Genomic DNA, 17,829 nt, shown 5'->3' with positions numbered 1-17,829 from the left:
CGGCAAAGCGAGGTTATGGCCAATCCGGAACAGTTCTTACCCTGGAATTACCAGTCCGATATCTAATCAAAACAGGTTCTGGCTGTGGCCGGGACCTCCCCTGCACGCTACCTTCTCGTAAGCTCACGGCACAAATGAAACGGGTATCGGGTTATCTTATGTCGGCCTTACCGTACAGGGCCCTTGGACGGTGGGTTTTTTGGCAAGCCATACCTACTCGGTTGAGGAGAGTATTGGCGATACATATAGCACAACATTTGTGCAGCCCTTTATTGATTATACGACAGAGTGGGGCACCACTTTTGAGCTGACATCAGAAACCGCCTATGAGTGGAATAGTGATCAGTGGTCAGTGCCGGTCACGTTAACGGCTTCTCAGTATTTCGAGCTAGAAAATATACCTATGTTGCTTGGGGGAGGGGTGAAATATTGGGCTGAATCGGCAGAGTACGATCCGGAGGGAGCAACCCTAAACCTCAACTTGTACATCCTTTTGCCAAGAACATAAAAGCAGACTTATTTTATAGGGGACTCAGTTGATGGAGAAAGTGACCACTGTATCCAACTGAAGTATAGAATTGCTGTTTTTGAAATTGGCTCGAAGAGTGAAAAAAAATCCCCGAGCGATAAGCTTGGGGATTTGGTTATAAGAAATAGCCTTATGGCAGATCCTACTCTGTAATCGCTTGCCTAATGCAATCGAATATTAGAATGAAGTACGCTTGTAACGGCGGTACTCAGCATCCCAGAAGTTATCGTTGATCTTCTCTTTGATACGCTCATCAGTATTCTTCGGCGCTTTACGCTGCTCAACCGCTTTCTTAGCGACAGCAAACGCAATGTGGCGAGAAACGTTCTGGATCTCTTCCAGTGGTGGAAGTAGGGCACCTTTACCGTTAATCGCTAGTGGCGAGCACTCAGCCAGCGCACGGCTACTTTCCATCAACATTTCGTCTGTAACACGTCGTGCACCGACAGCCAGAACACCTAGGCCGATACCTGGGAAGATGTAGCTGTTGTTACATTGAGCAATCGGGTAAGTCTTACCGTTGTGGACCACAGGCTCGAATGGGGAGCCGGTAGCAACAAGTGCATGACCATCAGTCCAGCGGATAAGATCAGCCGGTGTGGCTTCAACACGGCTGGTTGGGTTTGATAGTGGGAAGATGATTGGTCGCTCGCAGTGCTGGTGCATTTCGCGGATCACTTCTTCGCTAAATAGGCCCGGTACGCCAGACACGCCGATCAGTACAGTTGGCTTGGCATTACGCATGACATCCAGTAGTGAGATGTTGTTGTCTTCTGTATCCCACTCGTTGATGATTGCACGAGGCTGTACCAGCTTCTTCTGGAAGTTGATCAGGTTCGGCATGTCATCAACCAGCAGACCCCAGCGATCAACCATGTAAACCTGGCTGCGGGCTTGCTGTTCAGAAATACCCTCAGATACCATTTGTGCAATGATGGCTTCAGCAATACCACAACCGGCAGAGCCAGCACCTAGGAATGTCACACGCTGCTGAGATAGTTTGCTACCCGCTGCTTTACAAGCCGCTAGGAGCGAGCCAACAGTAACGGCGGCTGTACCTTGGATGTCATCGTTAAAGCAGCAAACCTTGTCCTTGTAACGCTCAAGCAGTGGCATTGCGTTTTTCTGAGCAAAGTCTTCGAACTGGATTAGTGCATCAGGCCAACGTTGCTTGACTGCCTGGATGAATTCGTCAACGAAGTTGTCGTATTCCTGTCCAGAAATACGAGGATGACGCCAGCCCATGTACATAGGGTCAGACAGACGCTGAGGGTTGTTTGTACCTACATCCAGCACAACAGGTAGTGTGTATGCCGGACTGATACCACCACACGCGGTATAAAGAGAAAGCTTACCGATTGGAATACCCATACCACCGATACCCTGGTCGCCCAAACCAAGAATACGCTCACCGTCAGTCACAACAATTACCTTTACGTTGTGGCGCGATGCATTGTTTAGCATGTCTTCAATGCGGTCACGGTTAGGGTAAGAGATGAATAGGCCACGGCCACGACGGTAGATGTTGGAGAAATCTTCACATGCCGCACCAACAGTTGGGGTGTAGATGATTGGCATCATCTCTGTGATGTGGTTTTCAACCAAACGGTAGAATAGGGTCTCATTGGTATCTTGGATATTACGCAGGTAAATGTGCTTGTCCATGTCGTTTTCGAATTTCAAAAACTGCTGATAAGCACGCTCAGTTTGTTCTTCAATGGTTTCGATTGCTTCTGGAAGCAAGCCTTCCAAGTTGAAGAACATGCGCTCTTCGACAGAGAATGCACTACCTTTGTTAAGTAGGGGAGTTTCTAGTAACGCAGGGCCAGCGTAAGGGATATAGAGTGGGCGTTTATCGTTATTCATGCAATAGACTCTGTTTCGTTGGTAGTAAAGAAATGGGCTGCCGTAAGCTTTTCCATTTAGGCGCTAATCGTAGATCTACCGTGCTGATTATTCAAAGGGAAAGCGCAGAAATTTCGAGGCCTAGATCAAGTTTTGGATGGGTTTTTATCGTCATTAACACGGTATAAATTTATTTTGTAATGCAAAAGACATTTTTGTTTTGCTAGTGTTTGTCATGTTTTGATTTTGTTTGTTCTAATGTTGCGCAAAATGGTGTGTTTTCTCGTTGTTACATCTGCATACAATGTTGCGTTGGTGTAGTGTTATATTTGTGTGTATTTTGTTTATTTTGTTGTTGTTATGTTTATTTAGTTGTGGTTGTTTGTGTTTAGTTTGTTTTAGCTGGTTAGCGATGGAAAAGCCAGTCTAAATACGTTCATAGCGTCCTTATCGTCATAACCTAATCGTTTTATCCGAAGCAAAACAAAGTTAAGAAACTCTTGAGTGAGCAAAGACAAGTATTGTCGCGGGGGATGCACAATCCAACCGAAGTTATAGTTGGGCGAATAACTATGGATGACTTGTTCGAGAAGATTCTTTTGGGCGAATAAGTTGCCAACCCTTTGGGAAAGCAATATTAGACCATGGCCTTGGATCGCGCTTTCGACCAGCAGAGGGACACTGTTAACTGTCAAATTGCTAGATAGTTGAATTGATTGGCCGCTGTCCAGAGATAGTTTGTTAAGCAGCTCACCATTACTGAAACGATAGGCAATGAAATTGTGCCCTAGTAGTTGTTCTAAGCTGTCTGGCGTTCCGTGCTCTGACAGGTACTGAGGTGAAGCGTATAACCCATAGGGCTCTTCACGTATTTTGTGGGCAATCAGGTTTTCTTCTGTTGGGGCATTCACAACCCGGAAAGCAACATCAATCTCATTCTTAATCAGATCCAACTCATCGTTGGAGCTAATGATTTCAACATTAATAGCTGGGTGCAACTGCATAAACTCCAATACCAATTTCCCAATATTCATCATAACTGGTGAAATCATGATTTTAAGCCGGCCATTGAGTTCTTTTTCCGGGCGTTGGAGATTGTTGATTGTTTTATCCAAATTATTGATCAGGCTAATGGTTGAGTTATAAAACTCAGTCCCAGCGGCGGTAAGTGTTATGTGGCGGCTATGACGGTGAAAGAGCTTGATCTGTATGTCGCTTTCCAACTGTTTAATCCGCCGGCTGATATTGGATTTAGGCAAGTCTAGCCATTTGGCGGTTTCTGTTAGTGAGCCAAATTCTGCCACTTTGTGAAACAGTTTAATGTCTTCGGTTTTCATTCAATACATGGCTTCAGTTTGTTGTACTCGGTTCTAGTTTATCAAACAACAATTCAATTATCGTTCTGTATCTTAGAACGAAGCGTTCCATTTGGGCTGGTTTATTGGTAACTGGCAACTGCTTATACTCTCGCCGGCTTCATGACATTGTCATGACGGTCAGTGTTGGTCGGTAGTAGTTGAAAAGTAATGGCAGAATACTGTAAGCATAAAGTTGTGGTAAGAGTTAAGAGAAGATGGTGGCAAAGGTTTTTTTATAAGCAGGTTTATCGGTGTAACTGCTGTTATAGGGAGTTCAGGCTTTGAGCTTGGACAAAGAACGGACTCGAAACCTTGTGCAGAGGAAAAGCGCCAATCACCTGCGTAATGTAAAGGCTAGATTTATTGATAAATATCATGCTGTTCCTGAAAGTAAAACAAAACGCCCGCATTCATAGAGCGGGCGTTTTAGTGATTATCAAACAGGAAGGACAATTACTTCATGGTTTCAACTTTCTGCTGTAGAGCATCCAGCTGTTGCATCTTGCCTTGCAGCCCCAGTGACTGGTAGTTGATTGAGGCAGGGTTCATGATAAGGCCTTGCTGCATTGGATATTCCGGCAGTGTTTTGAAGAAATCACCGATGACATCCTGGATAGGAATGAATAGCCACATGTTGTCCGCCATCCAGCGTAGGTACATACCAGACTCATGAGGTGCTTTCTCGAATGGGTCAGCGCGAAGGTGGATGATTTGCGGCCAATTTTGCTCGAAGCGGACGGCATCAGAAATGTTGCCTTCCATCACCGCGAAGTTCAGCTTCCAATCATTCCAACGTACTGCATTCAGTTCGCCGTTGGCTGAGAAGTAAAGTAAAGATTCACGTGGGCCTTTTTCTTCTTTGCCCTCAAAGTAAGGTTTGAAGTTATAGCCATCAATGTGAACTCGCCATTCCTTACCGTTAGCTTTATAGCCGTCAGCCAGTTTTTCTTTCACATTAGGTACGCCTGCGGCAGCCATTAGTGTCGGTAGCCAGTCTTGGTGAGCCATCATGTCATTGAAGCGTGAGCCTGGTTCAATAACACCCGGCCAGCGTACAAGCTGAGGGACGCGCATACCGCCTTCCCAGGTTGTGCCTTTTTCACCATGGAATGGCGTTGCACCGCCATCAGGCCATGTTGCGGTTTCAGCACCATTATCCGTTGAGTAAATAACGATGGTGTTATCGGCAATTTTTAGCTCGTCTAGCTTGTCAAGCAAGATACCAACATGATCATCATGCTCTAGCATGCCATCGGCGTAAATACTGATCCCCGATTTGCCTTGATATTTCTCTTGTAGGCGTGTCCAAACGTGCATACGGGTAGTGTTGTGCCAAATGAAGAAAGGCTTGTCGGCTTTTACCGCTTTTTCCATAAAGGCAAGTGATGCTTCCAGGAATTCCTCATCCGCATGTTCCATACGCTTGCGAGTCATCGGGCCGGTGTCTTCAATCTTGCCGTCAGCGTAAGACTTGATCACACCGCGTGGACCATAGTTCTTGCGGAATTCAGGATCTTTCGGGTAGTAGTAGGTTTCAGGCTCTTCTTCTGCATTGAGGTGGTAGAGGTTGCCGAAGAACTCATCGAAACCGTGGGCAGTCGGTAAGTGTTGGTCTTGATCGCCAAGGTGGTTCTTACCAAACTGCGCGGTCATGTAGCCTTGCTCCTTGAGTAAGTCAGCAAGTGTTGGTGCCCAATCAGGAATACCGTGAGTGGAGCCTGGCATACCAACAGTCAATAGTCCGGTTCTAAATGGTTCCTGCCCGGTAATAAATGACGCACGACCTGCAGTACAAGATTGCTGTCCGTAGTGATCGGTAAACAGTGCACCTTCATTAGCGATACGGTCGATATTAGGGGTTTCGTAACCCATCATACCCTGGTTGTAGGCACTGATGTTCCAGTAACCGACATCATCACCGAAAATCGCCAGGATATTTGGTTGGTCTGCCGCAACGGCAGCACCGGAGGTTGCAAGCACCCCGAAACCGACGGCCAGTTTACTTACTTGGTTTGCCATAGTAACTCCATGCAAATTTAGAGAGTTGATTTGTTGTTGGGGCTAAGTTACTGGCAACTAAGGGTCTCTGTCGCTTTATAGCAGTTATAACCTTTAGTTAAGTGGTTGGTGTAATGCTCTGTTTTATATGGTTTTATTTGATGTAAGAGGCAAGGTGAGCAAAATCCCGTTTGTGATGTTTGTCACGTCATATTTCTGCGTTGCTTTTTTAGCGCGGTGTATTTCCCGGTAAATAAACGCCATTAATTTTACCGATGTAAGTCGCGGAACGACTCATTGTGAGCTATTAATTTTTGTTGCACGGCACCATTTTAACTTAGTGACTGAGGTTTATATGACAGCGAGAAAAGGCTTCAAAAGCCGAATAATGATACTTGCGACCCTGTTGGTCAGTGCCGCAAGCAGTAGTATCGCAGCAGAGAAACCCAATATTTTGGTTATTTGGGGGGATGACATCGGGCAGACCAATCTTAGTGCCTACACCTTTGGGTTGGTTGGTTATAACACGCCGAACATCGATAGCATTGCCAAAGAAGGGATGATGTTTACCGATTACTACGGTGAACAGTCTTGTACCGCCGGTCGTTCAACCTTTATCACCGGGCAAACGGTATTGCGAACTGGTCTAAGTAAAGTGGGCCTGCCTGGTGCAGATCTCGGCTTGCAGGCGGAAGATGCCACTATCGCTGAGCTATTGAAACCCCTGGGTTATATGACAGGGCAGTTTGGCAAGAACCACCTTGGCGATAAAGATGAACACCTGCCGACCAACCACGGTTTCGATGAGTTCTTCGGCAATCTCTATCACCTCAACGCAGAAGAAGAACCCGAAAATGTCGATTACCCTAAAAACCCTGAGTTTCGCAAGAAATTCGGGCCACGTGGTGTGATTCGTTCCTACGCTGATGGCAAAATCGAAGATACCGGCCCGTTGACCCGTAAACGGATGGAAACTGTCGATGATGAAACCCTTGAAGCGGCATTGGACTTTATGGATCGTGCAGTTAAAGCCGAGAAGCCTTTTTTTGTATGGTGGAATGCGACCCGTATGCATTTCCGGACCCATGTAAAAGAAGAGAATTCGGGTAAGACGGGTATTAGCTTCTATGCCGACGGTATGGTTGAGCATGACAACCATGTCGGTGTGCTGCTGAAGAAAGTCGATGATCTCGGTATCAAGGACAATACAATTGTTTTCTATTCGACCGATAACGGCCCACACATGAACTCGTGGCCTGATGCCGGTTTAACACCATTCCGTGGTGAGAAAAATACCAACTGGGAAGGGGCATACCGAGTGCCTGCCATGGTGCGCTGGCCGGGTAAGATCAAGCCGGGTAGTGTCTCCAACGAAATCATGCACCATATGGACTGGATGCCAACTTTCCTCGCCGCCGCCGGTGATGATCAGATCAAAGAGAAATTGATAGAAGGTTATCAGGCGGGCGACAAGAATTTTAAAGTCCATCTTGATGGTTACAATTTCTTGCCTTATTTAACCGGGGAAGTCGATACTGGTCCACGAGAAGAGATCTTCTATTTTACCGATGACGGCGATCTGAGTTCACTGCGCTACAACAACTGGAAAATTGTTTTCTTGGAGCAGCGTGCCAAAGGAACATTGCAGATTTGGGCTGAACCTTTTACCCCGCTTCGTGTGCCTAAGATTTTCAACTTGAGGATGGATCCTTACGAGGTGGCCGATATAACCTCCAATTCTTATTACGACTGGATGCTAGACCGTGCCTTTATGCTGGTACCAGCACAAGCCTACGTGGCTAAGTTCCTTGAAACATTCAAGGCGTTTCCGCCAAGGCAAAAAGCGGCAAGTTTCTCTCTCGATCAGGTGATGGAAAAACTCCAGCAGCCGCCAAATAAATAAGATGTTGAATTTAGGGCTCTTCGGAGCCCTTTTTTATCACTATGCTCTATCTTTAATCAATGGCACTACAAACTTTCATGGAAGCCCACTCAAGGATGATAAAAGCGCAAATCGGAACGTTGATGGCATTGCCGCTGTGCTGGTTGATGGTTTTCGTCATGACGCAGCCGGCAACAGCACAGTCAGTGAATTATGTGGGCAGTGAAGCCTGTATCGATTGTCATAACCGACAAGTAGAGGCGTGGCGAGGTTCGCACCACGAGATGGCAATGAAGCATGCCACTGCCACATCGGTGTTGGGCAATTTTTCCGATCAGAGTTTGCAGCACGATGGCAAAACAAACCGCTTTTTCAGCAAAAACGGGGAATATTGGGTCAATATTGCGGGGGCTGATCAAAAGTTTGCTGATTTCAAAATTAGCTATACCTTTGGTGTCTACCCTCTACAGCAATATATGGTTGAGTTTCCCGATGGCCGGATTCAGCTAATTCCCTTTGCATGGGATTCCCGCGCGCCGGAGAAAGGGGGGCAGCGTTGGTTTCATTTATACCCAGAGCTGACACCAGTGGATGAGTTCTACTGGACCAATGCGGGGCAAAATTGGAATTTTATGTGTGCGGATTGCCACTCAACCAACATCAAGAAAAACTACAATGAAGGGTCCAATTCATACGATACGACGTGGTCTGACATCAATGTTGGCTGTGAAGCTTGTCATGGCCCGGCGAGTGGTCATATTGATTACATTACAAGGGGCAAGGGTGAACAGTCTACGTCAGAATCAGAAGGCCTAATGGATGCACGACAAGTGGGGCTCACCCGAGATCTTGGCGTACAGGTCAAACAATGGGTTGCAAGGGAGGGCGAAAAAACATTACAGCCCCAATTAATAGAACCGACAGAACAAACGCAGACCTGTGCTCAATGCCATAGCCGGCGAACCCAGCTCAACGAGACGGCGGATCACGTGAATGGGGCTTTTTTGGATAAATATCGTCTCAGTTTGATCACCCCGGAGCTTTATTATCACGATGGCCAAATTTATGACGAGGACTATGTGTATGGCTCGTTTCTGCAATCACGGATGGCCCAAAAAGGGGTGACCTGCACCAACTGCCATGATCCCCATACGGCAAAACTAACCGTTGCTGAGGAAGCGGTATGCAGCCAGTGCCATGTATCACCCGAATATGCGTCAAGTGAGCACACCTTGCACCAGCCGGGAACCGAAGCGGCCAAGTGTACGACCTGCCACATGCCAGAGACGACGTATATGCAAATTGACCCGAGGCGGGATCACAGCTGGCATGTTCCTCGACCTGATTTGAGCCAGCATATAAAGACGCCCAATGTGTGTACCGGTTGCCATCAAGATAAAACCAACCAGTGGGCGGACAAAGAGTTAGGCAAGCGTTTCCCCAACTCGGCCTACCGCCATCAGCAGCATTTCGGTGTCGCGTTCTATGCCGACAGCATCAATCACCAAGCCGCTCCTGACGCGCTTTCTTATACCGCACAAGACTCAAGCCTGAGCGACATTATTCGCGGCTCGGCACTGTCCCGAATGGCTGGTAATACCGGACAAAATACCCTGGTAGCGTTGGCGCGAGCGGTAAAGCATGACAGTGAGCTGATCCGGTTGGGTGCGATTGAGGGTGCGTCGGGATACGGCTGGCCGGAGCGATGGCAGATCCTATCGCCCTTGTTAACAGACCCGGTACTGGCAGTAAGGACAGAAACGGCCGGGGCTTTGGTCGAGTTTTGGCAGCAGATGCTGCTGCAGCAAAGAGACCGTCTCAACGGGCCGCTGCAAGAGTATATCGAGATCCAGAAATTTAACGCCGATAGAGGCTTTGGCCGGACCAATTTGGCCAATGTGTATCGTGCGATGGGGGAGATGGACAAAGCGGTTTTATGGTATCAGGGGGCTATCGAGGTTGAGCCTTACTTTGCTAATAGTTACGTCAATCTGGCGGATCTGTACCGAAGCCAGAATAACGACGAGCTTGCCTTGCAAGTTTTGCAGCAGGGGATGGAAGCCCAGCCGAATGACAGTGCGCTCCCTTACAGTGCAGGTTTAGCACTGCTGCGGACGGGTAAGGCGGAAAAAGCGAACCAGTATTTGAAACGAGCTGCTGAAAAGGCCGTTGGAAATGCGCATTACTGGTATGTCTATGGTTTGGCGTTGGAAAAAAGTGATGTGCTGGCCTCAAGCCGGGCATTGTCTTCTGCGTTTGATATTAGTGGCAACCCGCAACACCTATATGCTCAGTGTGAAGTATTGGCACGAAATTACCAGTTGGGTGAAGTGGCTGCGGAATTTGAAAGCTGCACTCAACAACTTGGCCAAATCGTTGCGCCGGAGGTTGTTAAACAGTTGAAAGTACGGGCTGGAAATTAGCTTGGCTGTAATGGCTATTATAACCAATAGTTATCGGTCTTGCAGGTACGATAGTGGCAATTGAACAATGGCGTAATTACGTAACATAGGTGAGGGTAAGTCATGAACCAAGCACAACAGGCTATCAAGCAGCTCATTGAGCAAACAGAAAAAAGTGTGATTGGTCAACGCCATGTTGTTGAAGCTTTGGTTATTGGGTTAGTGGCAAACGGTCATATCTTGCTAGAGGGGCTACCCGGTACGGCTAAAACACGGTCGGTAAAATCATTGGCAAATTTGCTCAACACTGATTTCGGACGAATTCAGTTTACTCCAGATCTCTTGCCATCGGATGTGACAGGAACAGAGATCTATCAGGATCTCGACGGTAAACCTCAGCTGCATTTTCAACCAGGGCCAATCTTCAATAGCATTGTCCTGGCCGATGAGGTCAACCGTGCACCGGCAAAAGTCCAGGCGGCTTTGCTCGAAGCTATGGCTGAGGGAACAATTACCGTAGGCGATACGACTCATCAACTGCCTGAACTTTTTATGGTGCTGGCAACCCAGAACCCTGTAGAGCAAGAAGGGACATATCCGTTGCCGGAAGCACAGATGGACCGCTTTATGATGAAGGTTACCGTCGAATACCCTGAGGATGATGCAGAGCGTGACATTATCCGTTTAGTCCGAGGAGAAGAGTTAGGTACCGAGGCTGCCCGAGCGCAAGATGAAGCGCTGGGAAATATCGACGCTGATGTGGTACTCGAAGCCCGCCGCCAACTTCCCCACATTGCCGTTTCTGATCTGGTTGAGCGTTATATTGTCGCTTTGGTTATGGCGACCCGTAAACCAGAACGTTACCCCGACTCCAATTTGGTCAAATGGATTGAGGTCGGCTCGAGCCCTCGAGCCTCCATTGCCTTGGATAAATGTGCCCGTGCTTATGCATGGCTACAGGGGCGTGATCATGTTTTGCCTGATGATGTACGTGCCATGGCACCCATGGTACTGGGGCACCGTTTTACACAGACCTACGACGCACTGGCTGACGGAATTAATCATCTGAGGATTGTCGAAGAGCTGCTTGACCATGTAGAGATCGGATAATCGGGGGGCACTATGGCAAAGCCAAACATTGCTCCTCAATCAAAAGGGCTCGATGGTCGGATTTATTGTGATTATTCGCGCTTGGTGCGTCTGCAGTCCCAAGTCGGAACCTTTAGTCTACTTCCGCACTTGAAAGCCGGCAGTGTACTATCGGGCAGGCACAATTCTTTGTTTCGCGGCCGAGGTTTGAACTTCGAAGAACTTCGCCATTACCAACTGGGTGACGATATTCGAAACCTGGACTGGAAAGTCACATTGCGTACCGGCAAACCGCATGTACGTAGCTATACCGAAGAAAAAGACCGCAATGTGATCATCTGTGTCGATCAGCGTAGCCAAATGTTTTTTTCGTCAACCCAGGTGATGAAGTCGGTCATTGCAGCGGAAATCGCCGCCATGTGTGGCTGGCGGGTTTTGAAAGATGGCGATCGTGTCGGTGTGGTTGTCGCTTCCGCAGAGAAAATCTATCACTGTAAGTCCCAGCGCTCGCAGCATGCGTTCATGGCGCAGCTCAAATTATTGGCGAAAGCTAACCAGCAGTTAAGTGTTGATACCACCAATAGTGAAAGGGTGAGCTTTTCACTTTGGCTGGAACAGCTTAAGCGGATGAATTTAGCCCAATCAACCCTTGTTTTTATTACCGATTGGCGTGATTGCGACGAGCATCATCTCGAGCAGCTCAAGCAGCTGCAAATCCATAATGATGTGTTGGCCGTGCTGGTTAACGATCCGCTTGAGCAAACCCTGCCGGGAGAGCTGACCAAGTCGAACTGGGTTGTGGGGGATGGCCAGTATCAGCTGACTCTTGATAGCAAGGAAAAAGTCGCTCAGGCCAGTGCGACTTTGAGCGAGCGCAGTGTGCTTACTCGCCAGTCTCTGACCCGCCTGATGGCGTTGAAGCAATTACCGTTTATTGAGCTGGATACCTCGGGATCACATATCGCCCAGTTCCAGCGGCTTGTTGGGAGGCAGTAGCCATGAGCATCGAACATTCGCCTCCTAGCACCTACATTCTGCGTGAATTGCATGATGTTACCGTACCTGAAAGTGTCAGTTGGATGCCACAGACGATAGGCTGGAAAGTCCTGCTTGTCTTGTTGTGCGTTATTGCCGGCTACCTTTGCTATCGCCGGCTAGTACGCTGGTGGCATAACCGTTATCGAGCTGAGGCGCGGACAGCTATTACTCGCTTGCCTATGCATCGAGGCCTTGAAGGCAGTGCAGATAGTGGCGCTTTCGACGGTGCTTTATTTTCAATACTGAAAATTGTTCTGGTTTATTTGGAGCCTGCCAACGCTAAGCTATTTGGTCACGCCTTTTTGCAAAAGCTTGATGAGCTAGGCAATGGCAGAGTGACCTTCAAGGATGAGCTTGGTACCCGGTGGGTTCAGTCATTGGTTGATCCTTCAATCACCCTTGGTAGGGAAGAACAAGCGCTGCTACGAGAGAAAGCTTTGTGCTGGATTCGGGAGCACGAAGGCCGGTCAATAACGAAACATGTCTCGCTCAGAGCGGCTTTGGCCAAGCTGCTCAATGGAAATAAAAAACAAGGGGAAGGCCACCATGTTTAATTTCTCATTGTTCGATCTGGAGTTCGTTTACCCATGGTGGTTTTTGGCGTTGCCATTCCCCTTGATTATCTTCTATTTCGTGCCGGCATACCGCACCAAGCAAAGCGCAATAAAAGTGCCTTTTTTCAGTCAGCTTATAGAAGCCCTGGGCGAAGTGCCGTCAACGGGGGCAAGCCAGCTGTCACCATCCTGGTGGCAGCGAATGACTCTGGTGATTTCTTGGATATTGGTGATTACCGCTTTGGCCAAACCGACAATACTGGGAGCGCCACAGATCCGGGAGAGCTTCGGTAGGGACGTGATGGTGTTGGTTGATCTGTCTGGTTCGATGGCCGAGCGGGATTTCTCCTCTTCAACTGGAAACAATGTCTCTCGCCTGGATGCCGCCAAGGAAGTACTGGCCGACTTTGCCAAAACACGACAGGGTGACCGCTTGGGGCTCATTTTGTTTGGTGATGCCGCTTTTTTGCAGACCCCGTTTACCGCCGATCAAGACGTATGGCTTGCGCTGCTTAATCAAACAGAAGTAGCGATGGCCGGTCAGAGTACCCATCTCGGTGATGCCATGGGACTGGCAATAAAGGTGTTTGATCAAAGCCATCAAGAAAAAGGGGACGAAGACCGGGAAAAGGTGGCGATTGTGCTGACCGACGGTAATGACACTGGAAGTTTTGTTGAGCCGATAGAAGCAGCCAAAGTCGGTAAAGCTAAGGGTGTCAGGATCCATATGATAGCGATGGGGGATCCGCAAACGGTAGGCGAGGCTGCATTGGATATGGCAACAATCAATCGTGTTGCCAATGAATCTGGCGGGCAGGCATTTGTTGCGCTCGACCGTGAATCGCTGCTGGGGGCGTATCAAGAAATCGGCAAGCTAGAACCTCAGCTCTATGAGAGTTCGACCTACCGCCCTAAACAAAGTATTCACTACTACCTGATTGCAATAGTCGTGGTGATTTACCTTATTGCATTTACCATGGCGACGCTGAACCGTGGTAGAAGGTTTGGTCAGGGCATGGAGAAAAACAATGTTTGATAGTCTCAGCCTGCAGCAGGCGATCAGCCAATTTCATTTCATCAGGCCGTTGTGGCTGTTGGTGCTTGTACCGATGGGACTGTTGTTCTGGCTCCGCTGGCGTGAAGCCAACCAACCGGGCTGGCAAGAAGTATTGCCAAAGCACCTCCGTCAGGTATTAACCATTGGGGAAAAAGGTTGGAGCAAGCAACTCCCCCTTAAATTGCTGATGGTGATTATTGCGATCGCCATCCTGATCTGTGCCGGGCCGACCTGGCAACGCCAAGCCTCTCCGTTTGGTGAAGACAAAGCGTCATTGCTGGTGTTGCTCGACAGCAGTGAGTCAATGTTGCAGCAAGACCTGCCGCCAAGTCGACTGGAGCGTGGCAAGCAGAAGGTGCGGGATCTACTTGAGTTACGACAGGGAGGGAGCACGGGGTTGGTTGTGTACGCCGGATCTGCCCATGTCGCGATGCCGATGACTCAGGATACCAAGGTGTTCGAGCCGATTTTGGCTGCAATTTCTCCTGATATCATGCCGGAGGAGGGTAAATTTGCCGAAAAAACCTTACCGCTTATCGAGCAGTTGCTGCAGGGAAGACCCGGTTCGACGGTATTGTTGGTATCTGATGGTGCAAATCCTAATACCATTGCTGCTTTTAACGTATTTTTCAGCGACAAGCCTTACCAGTTAATGATTCTGGGCGCGGGCAATAGGGATGTTGTCAGTAGTGCCCCAGCTGACTTTGCTTCCCTACGCCAGTTGGCAAGCGAAGTTGGGGGGCGTTTCATCGAAATCACGGTAGACAATAGCGATGTTGAAAGGCTCAACCGCACAGTCGAGCGAAATATGCAGCTAAATGGCGAGTCTTCTATGCCCTGGCAAGATATGGGCTATCAGCTGTTGTTACCGATTGCTTTGGCGATGCTGCTTTGGTTTCGAAAAGGCTGGTTGGTGCAATGGTGCGTCGTACTGTCACTGACCGGAACGCTATTGGCGGCGCCTGCGGTTAATGCTGAAACCATTATTGCATCCAAGGCGCAAACTGCGGAACCCGTTGAACAAGTGACAATTTGGGACAAAACGGTTCAATGGTGGTGGGATTTGTGGCTAACTCCCGATCAGCAAGGCCAGCGCCTGTTCAACCAAGGACAATATCTTGAAGCGGCAAAACATTTTGTTGACCCACTGAGGAAGGGAACCGCCTACTATTACGCCAGTGAGTATAAGCAAGCCCACCGTGTTTTTTTGCAAATGGATACCGACTTTGGCTTATACAATGCCGCCAGTGCGTTGGCTCGAGAACGCGAGTATCTAGCGGCAAGAGATTTATTACGGTCCTTGGCAGAGAAGGATGCCTTGTCGGCTGAACTGCGACCAAGTGTTGAGCATAACCTAAAAGTCATTAGCGGTATTGTCGATGAAATCAACCGTACCAGTGAGAGCCAGGCCGGGACCACAGATGGGCCGGAAGAGTCCTTCGAACTAAGTGATGACAAACCTCGCACAGCGGAAGGTGCCGATGAGCAGACTGCAGCTGAATTAATGATTAAAGAAACACTGAATGCTAATGAGATTTTGGGGAGCAATGAGCTCGCTGACAAGTGGTTGAAGCGGGTCGAGGCCGATCCAAAGTATTTCTTGCGGGCAAAATTCCAGATCCAACGTAATCAATCAAATCAATCAAAGGAAGGCGGAGAATTGCAGCAATGACATCGCTATTTCCAGCAACGTGGTTACCACATTGGCAGAAATATTTAACCTCTGTAGCCGCCATTATTTTTGTCTTTTTTGCCTCTCTTGCCAGTAGCTCGAGTTACGCTGTCACGATTCCGGATTTACAGCGTAGCAATGATGTCGAGATTAAGGCATGGCTGGCAGTAAACAGTACCGATGAGTCCGGTAAGAAAGTGCCTTCCTTTAGTGTAAATGAACAGGTGATTTTATACATTGAAGTTGCGACTCCTCGATGGTTTACCGGCGGAACGCAGATAGAGCCAGTGGAGATCCCCAATGTAATAGCCAAGCAGCGCAATCAGCTCGCGACCAATTATACCGAGCGAAAAGGGGGGTTAACATGGTCACGGCAACGGTGGGAAATCACCTTGTACCCGATAAAGTCCGGTTCCTATTCAGTACCTTCGCTGGCGGTGAATGTACAAGTGTCAGCACCTGATGGTTCCAATGTATCGGGTACCATGTATACCCAGCCTTTGGCTTTTGATGTCAACCTGCCGTCAGGGTTGCTCAGTGATCAAACGCCTTGGTTTACTGCCACAAATGTGCAAGTCAAACAGGAGTGGCAGCAATCGAGCGAAGAGCTGAAAGTCGGCGATGCAATTACCCGCAAAGTGACGATTCAGGCCCAGGACACGCTTTCCGTCCTGCTGCCAAACCTGCTCACAAGGGAAGCGTCAGATTACTTTCAAGCTTATCCCCAGCCTCATCATTTGGAAGACTCACAAACCCGAGGAAACTATCAGTCTTCCAGGGTTGAGGAAACCGTGTATGTGATCCAGCAGGGTGGGGACTTTAGTTTCCCAGAGCAGCAATTTCAGTGGTGGAATGCCAAAATTAATCAACTGGAAACCGTTACCGTTGAGGGTAAACAATTCCACGCCCGCCATACGCCAGCCTCATTTGTGAAAGCGAACCTGCGTATCCTGATTGCTGCCGTGACCACAATGGGCATCGTGCTAACCGCTTTCTCGCTTGGCCGACGTTATTATCGCACTCACCCCAGACCACCATGGCTTCTGTTCTGGCTTGATGTCAGGGGAGGAAAGTGGGCTCAGGCCAGGACGAAACTTTATCGGCAATTGCGCCTTTTAACCAATCAGCTTGAAATGAATAAAGCAAAGGATACTAGCGACTGGTTGATAACAAGTGGTCAGCTCCAGGCTGGCGATGAGAAAGCGCACGTGTTTAAGAAAATGTGGCGGTTGATCCGTGCCCAGCGGCAATCTGGTGGAAGGTTTAAGCTGCCAAAAGCGTTACCTAAGCTAGATGAGGTTCACAAGGCGCGATATTAGTACTTCAAGTTACTGATAATTAATGTCTATCATTGTAAGGGTATTGAAATATTAAAATGGCAAAAGAGATGAAAAGTACTGATCTTAACCTCATCCCCATATTTGTCGCTGTATATGAAGAGCAGAGTCTGTCAAAGGCGGCGGTTCGTATGGATGTTAGCCAGCCTGCTGTGAGTAAGGGGTTAAAGCGTCTGCGGGAGATTTATGATGATCCCCTGTTTCATCGCAATGCTAATGGCGTGGAACCAACCGCTTTTGCCAGTGATATTTATCCGGCATTGGCGGCATCTCTGAAGAATTTCAGTTCTACGTTATCAGCTTCAAGGGAGTTTGATCCAAAAACATCAAGGCGGATATTTTCGATTGCCTGTGTATCGGTCGCTAGCTTCAGTATTATCCCCGTTTTGGTCGAGCAAATTCGCCTGGAAGCACCGAACATCGCACTGGAAATTCATCCCTTGTTTACCGAGGATATGGAGGCAGACCTACGTTTGCAACGTTATGACTTGGTGATTGATTTACCACCACGAGGTCGCAGCCTGCTCAAATCGCAGGTTTTGTATTCGGAAGAATTGAGTGTGGTGTGTTGCAAACATCACCCTCGTTTGACGGACTCGGTCACCATTGAGCAGTTCCTTGCCGAGGATCACGTCGTCGTTGCCCGATGGCATGCCCGTGGCAGCTTATTAAATGCCGAAGATATTCCGGAGCTTGATCAGCGTAATATTGTTGTTCGAGCACCGGGAGCGGTGGAAATGCTGCCAATTATTGCCGGTTCAGACATCATTGGTATGTTGCCAAAATCCACTATTGAATCTTTTTCGGAGTTTTATGCGATCAAGGCTTTGCCGATGCCGTTTGGCCAGGATCTTTATGATCTTTGTGCGATATGGCACCCAAGTCGTACGACAGAAACCAGTCACCGCTGGTTGAGGCAGCTGTTGTTTAAAGTAGTAAAAGAAAATTTCCTCTAGCTTATCGATATGACCGTAGCCTGCTTCCTTCGGATATTGGTTAAGTTAGGTGTGGTCCAGTAATCCATAAATGTTTTGCCTGAAACTCAAAGAGCCTACTGTTTTAGTAGGC

Annotated in this window: 13 protein-coding genes; 10 read left to right on the top strand and 3 right to left on the bottom strand. The window is 48.3% G+C overall.

Features of this window, described 5'->3' with window-relative positions; genetic code table 11:
- Positions 1-199: 199 nt before the first annotated feature.
- Complete coding sequence (locus C9J03_RS12650) at positions 200-508, top strand: hypothetical protein (RefSeq protein WP_052829781.1); 309 nt, start codon at positions 200-202, stop codon at positions 506-508.
- Between the two features lie 198 nt (positions 509-706).
- Here the strand turns inward: C9J03_RS12650 and C9J03_RS12645 are convergent, their stop codons facing one another.
- The 3 genes from C9J03_RS12645 to C9J03_RS12635 all read right to left on the bottom strand — a co-directional run bounded on the left by C9J03_RS12645 (position 707) and on the right by C9J03_RS12635 (position 5,751).
- Positions 707-2,395: an NAD-dependent malic enzyme gene (locus C9J03_RS12645; RefSeq protein WP_044623432.1), complete on the bottom strand. Its 1,689-nt coding sequence runs from the start codon at positions 2,393-2,395 to the stop codon at positions 707-709.
- Positions 2,396-2,772: 377 nt separating this feature from the next.
- Positions 2,773-3,711 (bottom strand): LysR family transcriptional regulator, encoded by a 939-nt coding sequence (locus C9J03_RS12640; RefSeq protein ID WP_044623431.1) that lies wholly within the window; start codon positions 3,709-3,711, stop codon positions 2,773-2,775.
- Between the two features lie 474 nt (positions 3,712-4,185).
- The gene (locus C9J03_RS12635; RefSeq protein WP_044623430.1) at positions 4,186-5,751 is read right to left on the bottom strand and encodes an arylsulfatase; all 1,566 of its coding nucleotides are present in this window, start codon (positions 5,749-5,751) and stop codon (positions 4,186-4,188) included.
- A 334-nt stretch (positions 5,752-6,085) separates the two neighbouring features.
- Here C9J03_RS12635 and C9J03_RS12630 point away from each other — a divergent pair, with 334 nt between their 5' ends.
- The 9 genes from C9J03_RS12630 to C9J03_RS12590 all read left to right on the top strand — a co-directional run bounded on the left by C9J03_RS12630 (position 6,086) and on the right by C9J03_RS12590 (position 17,717).
- Positions 6,086-7,633: an arylsulfatase gene (locus C9J03_RS12630; protein ID WP_039464180.1), complete on the top strand. Its 1,548-nt coding sequence runs from the start codon at positions 6,086-6,088 to the stop codon at positions 7,631-7,633.
- A 146-nt stretch (positions 7,634-7,779) separates the two neighbouring features.
- Positions 7,780-10,035: a multiheme c-type cytochrome gene (locus C9J03_RS12625; RefSeq protein ID WP_231580735.1), complete on the top strand. Its 2,256-nt coding sequence runs from the start codon at positions 7,780-7,782 to the stop codon at positions 10,033-10,035.
- Between the two features lie 102 nt (positions 10,036-10,137).
- Complete coding sequence (locus C9J03_RS12620) at positions 10,138-11,124, top strand: AAA family ATPase (protein ID WP_044623429.1); 987 nt, start codon at positions 10,138-10,140, stop codon at positions 11,122-11,124.
- Positions 11,125-11,136: 12 nt separating this feature from the next.
- A complete protein-coding gene (locus C9J03_RS12615; RefSeq protein ID WP_044623428.1) occupies positions 11,137-12,099 on the top strand; it encodes a DUF58 domain-containing protein in 963 nt (320 codons plus the stop codon).
- Positions 12,100-12,101: 2 nt separating this feature from the next.
- Positions 12,102-12,695, top strand: coding sequence for a DUF4381 domain-containing protein (locus C9J03_RS12610; protein WP_044623427.1), 594 nt, complete (start codon positions 12,102-12,104; stop codon positions 12,693-12,695).
- Entirely contained in the window at positions 12,688-13,731 is a 1,044-nt protein-coding gene (locus tag C9J03_RS12605; RefSeq protein WP_044623426.1) for a vWA domain-containing protein, read from the top strand. Before C9J03_RS12610 ends, C9J03_RS12605 begins: the two co-directional genes overlap by 8 nt.
- A complete protein-coding gene (locus C9J03_RS12600) occupies positions 13,724-15,424 on the top strand; it encodes a vWA domain-containing protein (RefSeq protein WP_044623425.1) in 1,701 nt (566 codons plus the stop codon). The genes C9J03_RS12605 and C9J03_RS12600 overlap by 8 nt, the downstream gene beginning before the upstream one ends.
- Positions 15,421-16,743: a BatD family protein gene (locus C9J03_RS12595; protein ID WP_044623424.1), complete on the top strand. Its 1,323-nt coding sequence runs from the start codon at positions 15,421-15,423 to the stop codon at positions 16,741-16,743. Before C9J03_RS12600 ends, C9J03_RS12595 begins: the two co-directional genes overlap by 4 nt.
- Positions 16,744-16,811: 68 nt before the next feature.
- Positions 16,812-17,717 (top strand): LysR family transcriptional regulator, encoded by a 906-nt coding sequence (locus C9J03_RS12590; RefSeq protein WP_044624504.1) that lies wholly within the window; start codon positions 16,812-16,814, stop codon positions 17,715-17,717.
- Positions 17,718-17,829 lie beyond the last annotated feature (112 nt).

Source organism: Photobacterium gaetbulicola (assembly GCF_003025515.1).
Taxonomy (GTDB): domain Bacteria; phylum Pseudomonadota; class Gammaproteobacteria; order Enterobacterales; family Vibrionaceae; genus Photobacterium; species Photobacterium gaetbulicola.
Note: the sequence above shows the minus strand (reverse complement) of the source record. Positions and strands in the feature narration are given on the sequence as shown.

What these genes read in the sequence shown, in the direction of transcription:
- C9J03_RS12645 (WP_044623432.1), bottom strand. Translation starts at nt 2,395, where the DNA reads ATGAATAACGATAAACGCCCACTCTATATCCCTTACGCTGGCCCTGCG.
- C9J03_RS12640 (WP_044623431.1), bottom strand. Translation starts at nt 3,711, where the DNA reads ATGAAAACCGAAGACATTAAACTGTTTCACAAAGTGGCAGAATTTGGC.
- C9J03_RS12635 (WP_044623430.1), bottom strand. Translation starts at nt 5,751, where the DNA reads ATGGCAAACCAAGTAAGTAAACTGGCCGTCGGTTTCGGGGTGCTTGCA.
- C9J03_RS12630 (WP_039464180.1), top strand. Translation starts at nt 6,086, where the DNA reads ATGACAGCGAGAAAAGGCTTCAAAAGCCGAATAATGATACTTGCGACC.
- C9J03_RS12625 (WP_231580735.1), top strand. Translation starts at nt 7,780, where the DNA reads ATGGTTTTCGTCATGACGCAGCCGGCAACAGCACAGTCAGTGAATTAT.
- C9J03_RS12620 (WP_044623429.1), top strand. Translation starts at nt 10,138, where the DNA reads ATGAACCAAGCACAACAGGCTATCAAGCAGCTCATTGAGCAAACAGAA.
- C9J03_RS12615 (WP_044623428.1), top strand. Translation starts at nt 11,137, where the DNA reads ATGGCAAAGCCAAACATTGCTCCTCAATCAAAAGGGCTCGATGGTCGG.
- C9J03_RS12610 (WP_044623427.1), top strand. Translation starts at nt 12,102, where the DNA reads ATGAGCATCGAACATTCGCCTCCTAGCACCTACATTCTGCGTGAATTG.
- C9J03_RS12605 (WP_044623426.1), top strand. Translation starts at nt 12,688, where the DNA reads ATGTTTAATTTCTCATTGTTCGATCTGGAGTTCGTTTACCCATGGTGG.
- C9J03_RS12600 (WP_044623425.1), top strand. Translation starts at nt 13,724, where the DNA reads ATGTTTGATAGTCTCAGCCTGCAGCAGGCGATCAGCCAATTTCATTTC.
- C9J03_RS12595 (WP_044623424.1), top strand. Translation starts at nt 15,421, where the DNA reads ATGACATCGCTATTTCCAGCAACGTGGTTACCACATTGGCAGAAATAT.
- C9J03_RS12590 (WP_044624504.1), top strand. Translation starts at nt 16,812, where the DNA reads ATGAAAAGTACTGATCTTAACCTCATCCCCATATTTGTCGCTGTATAT.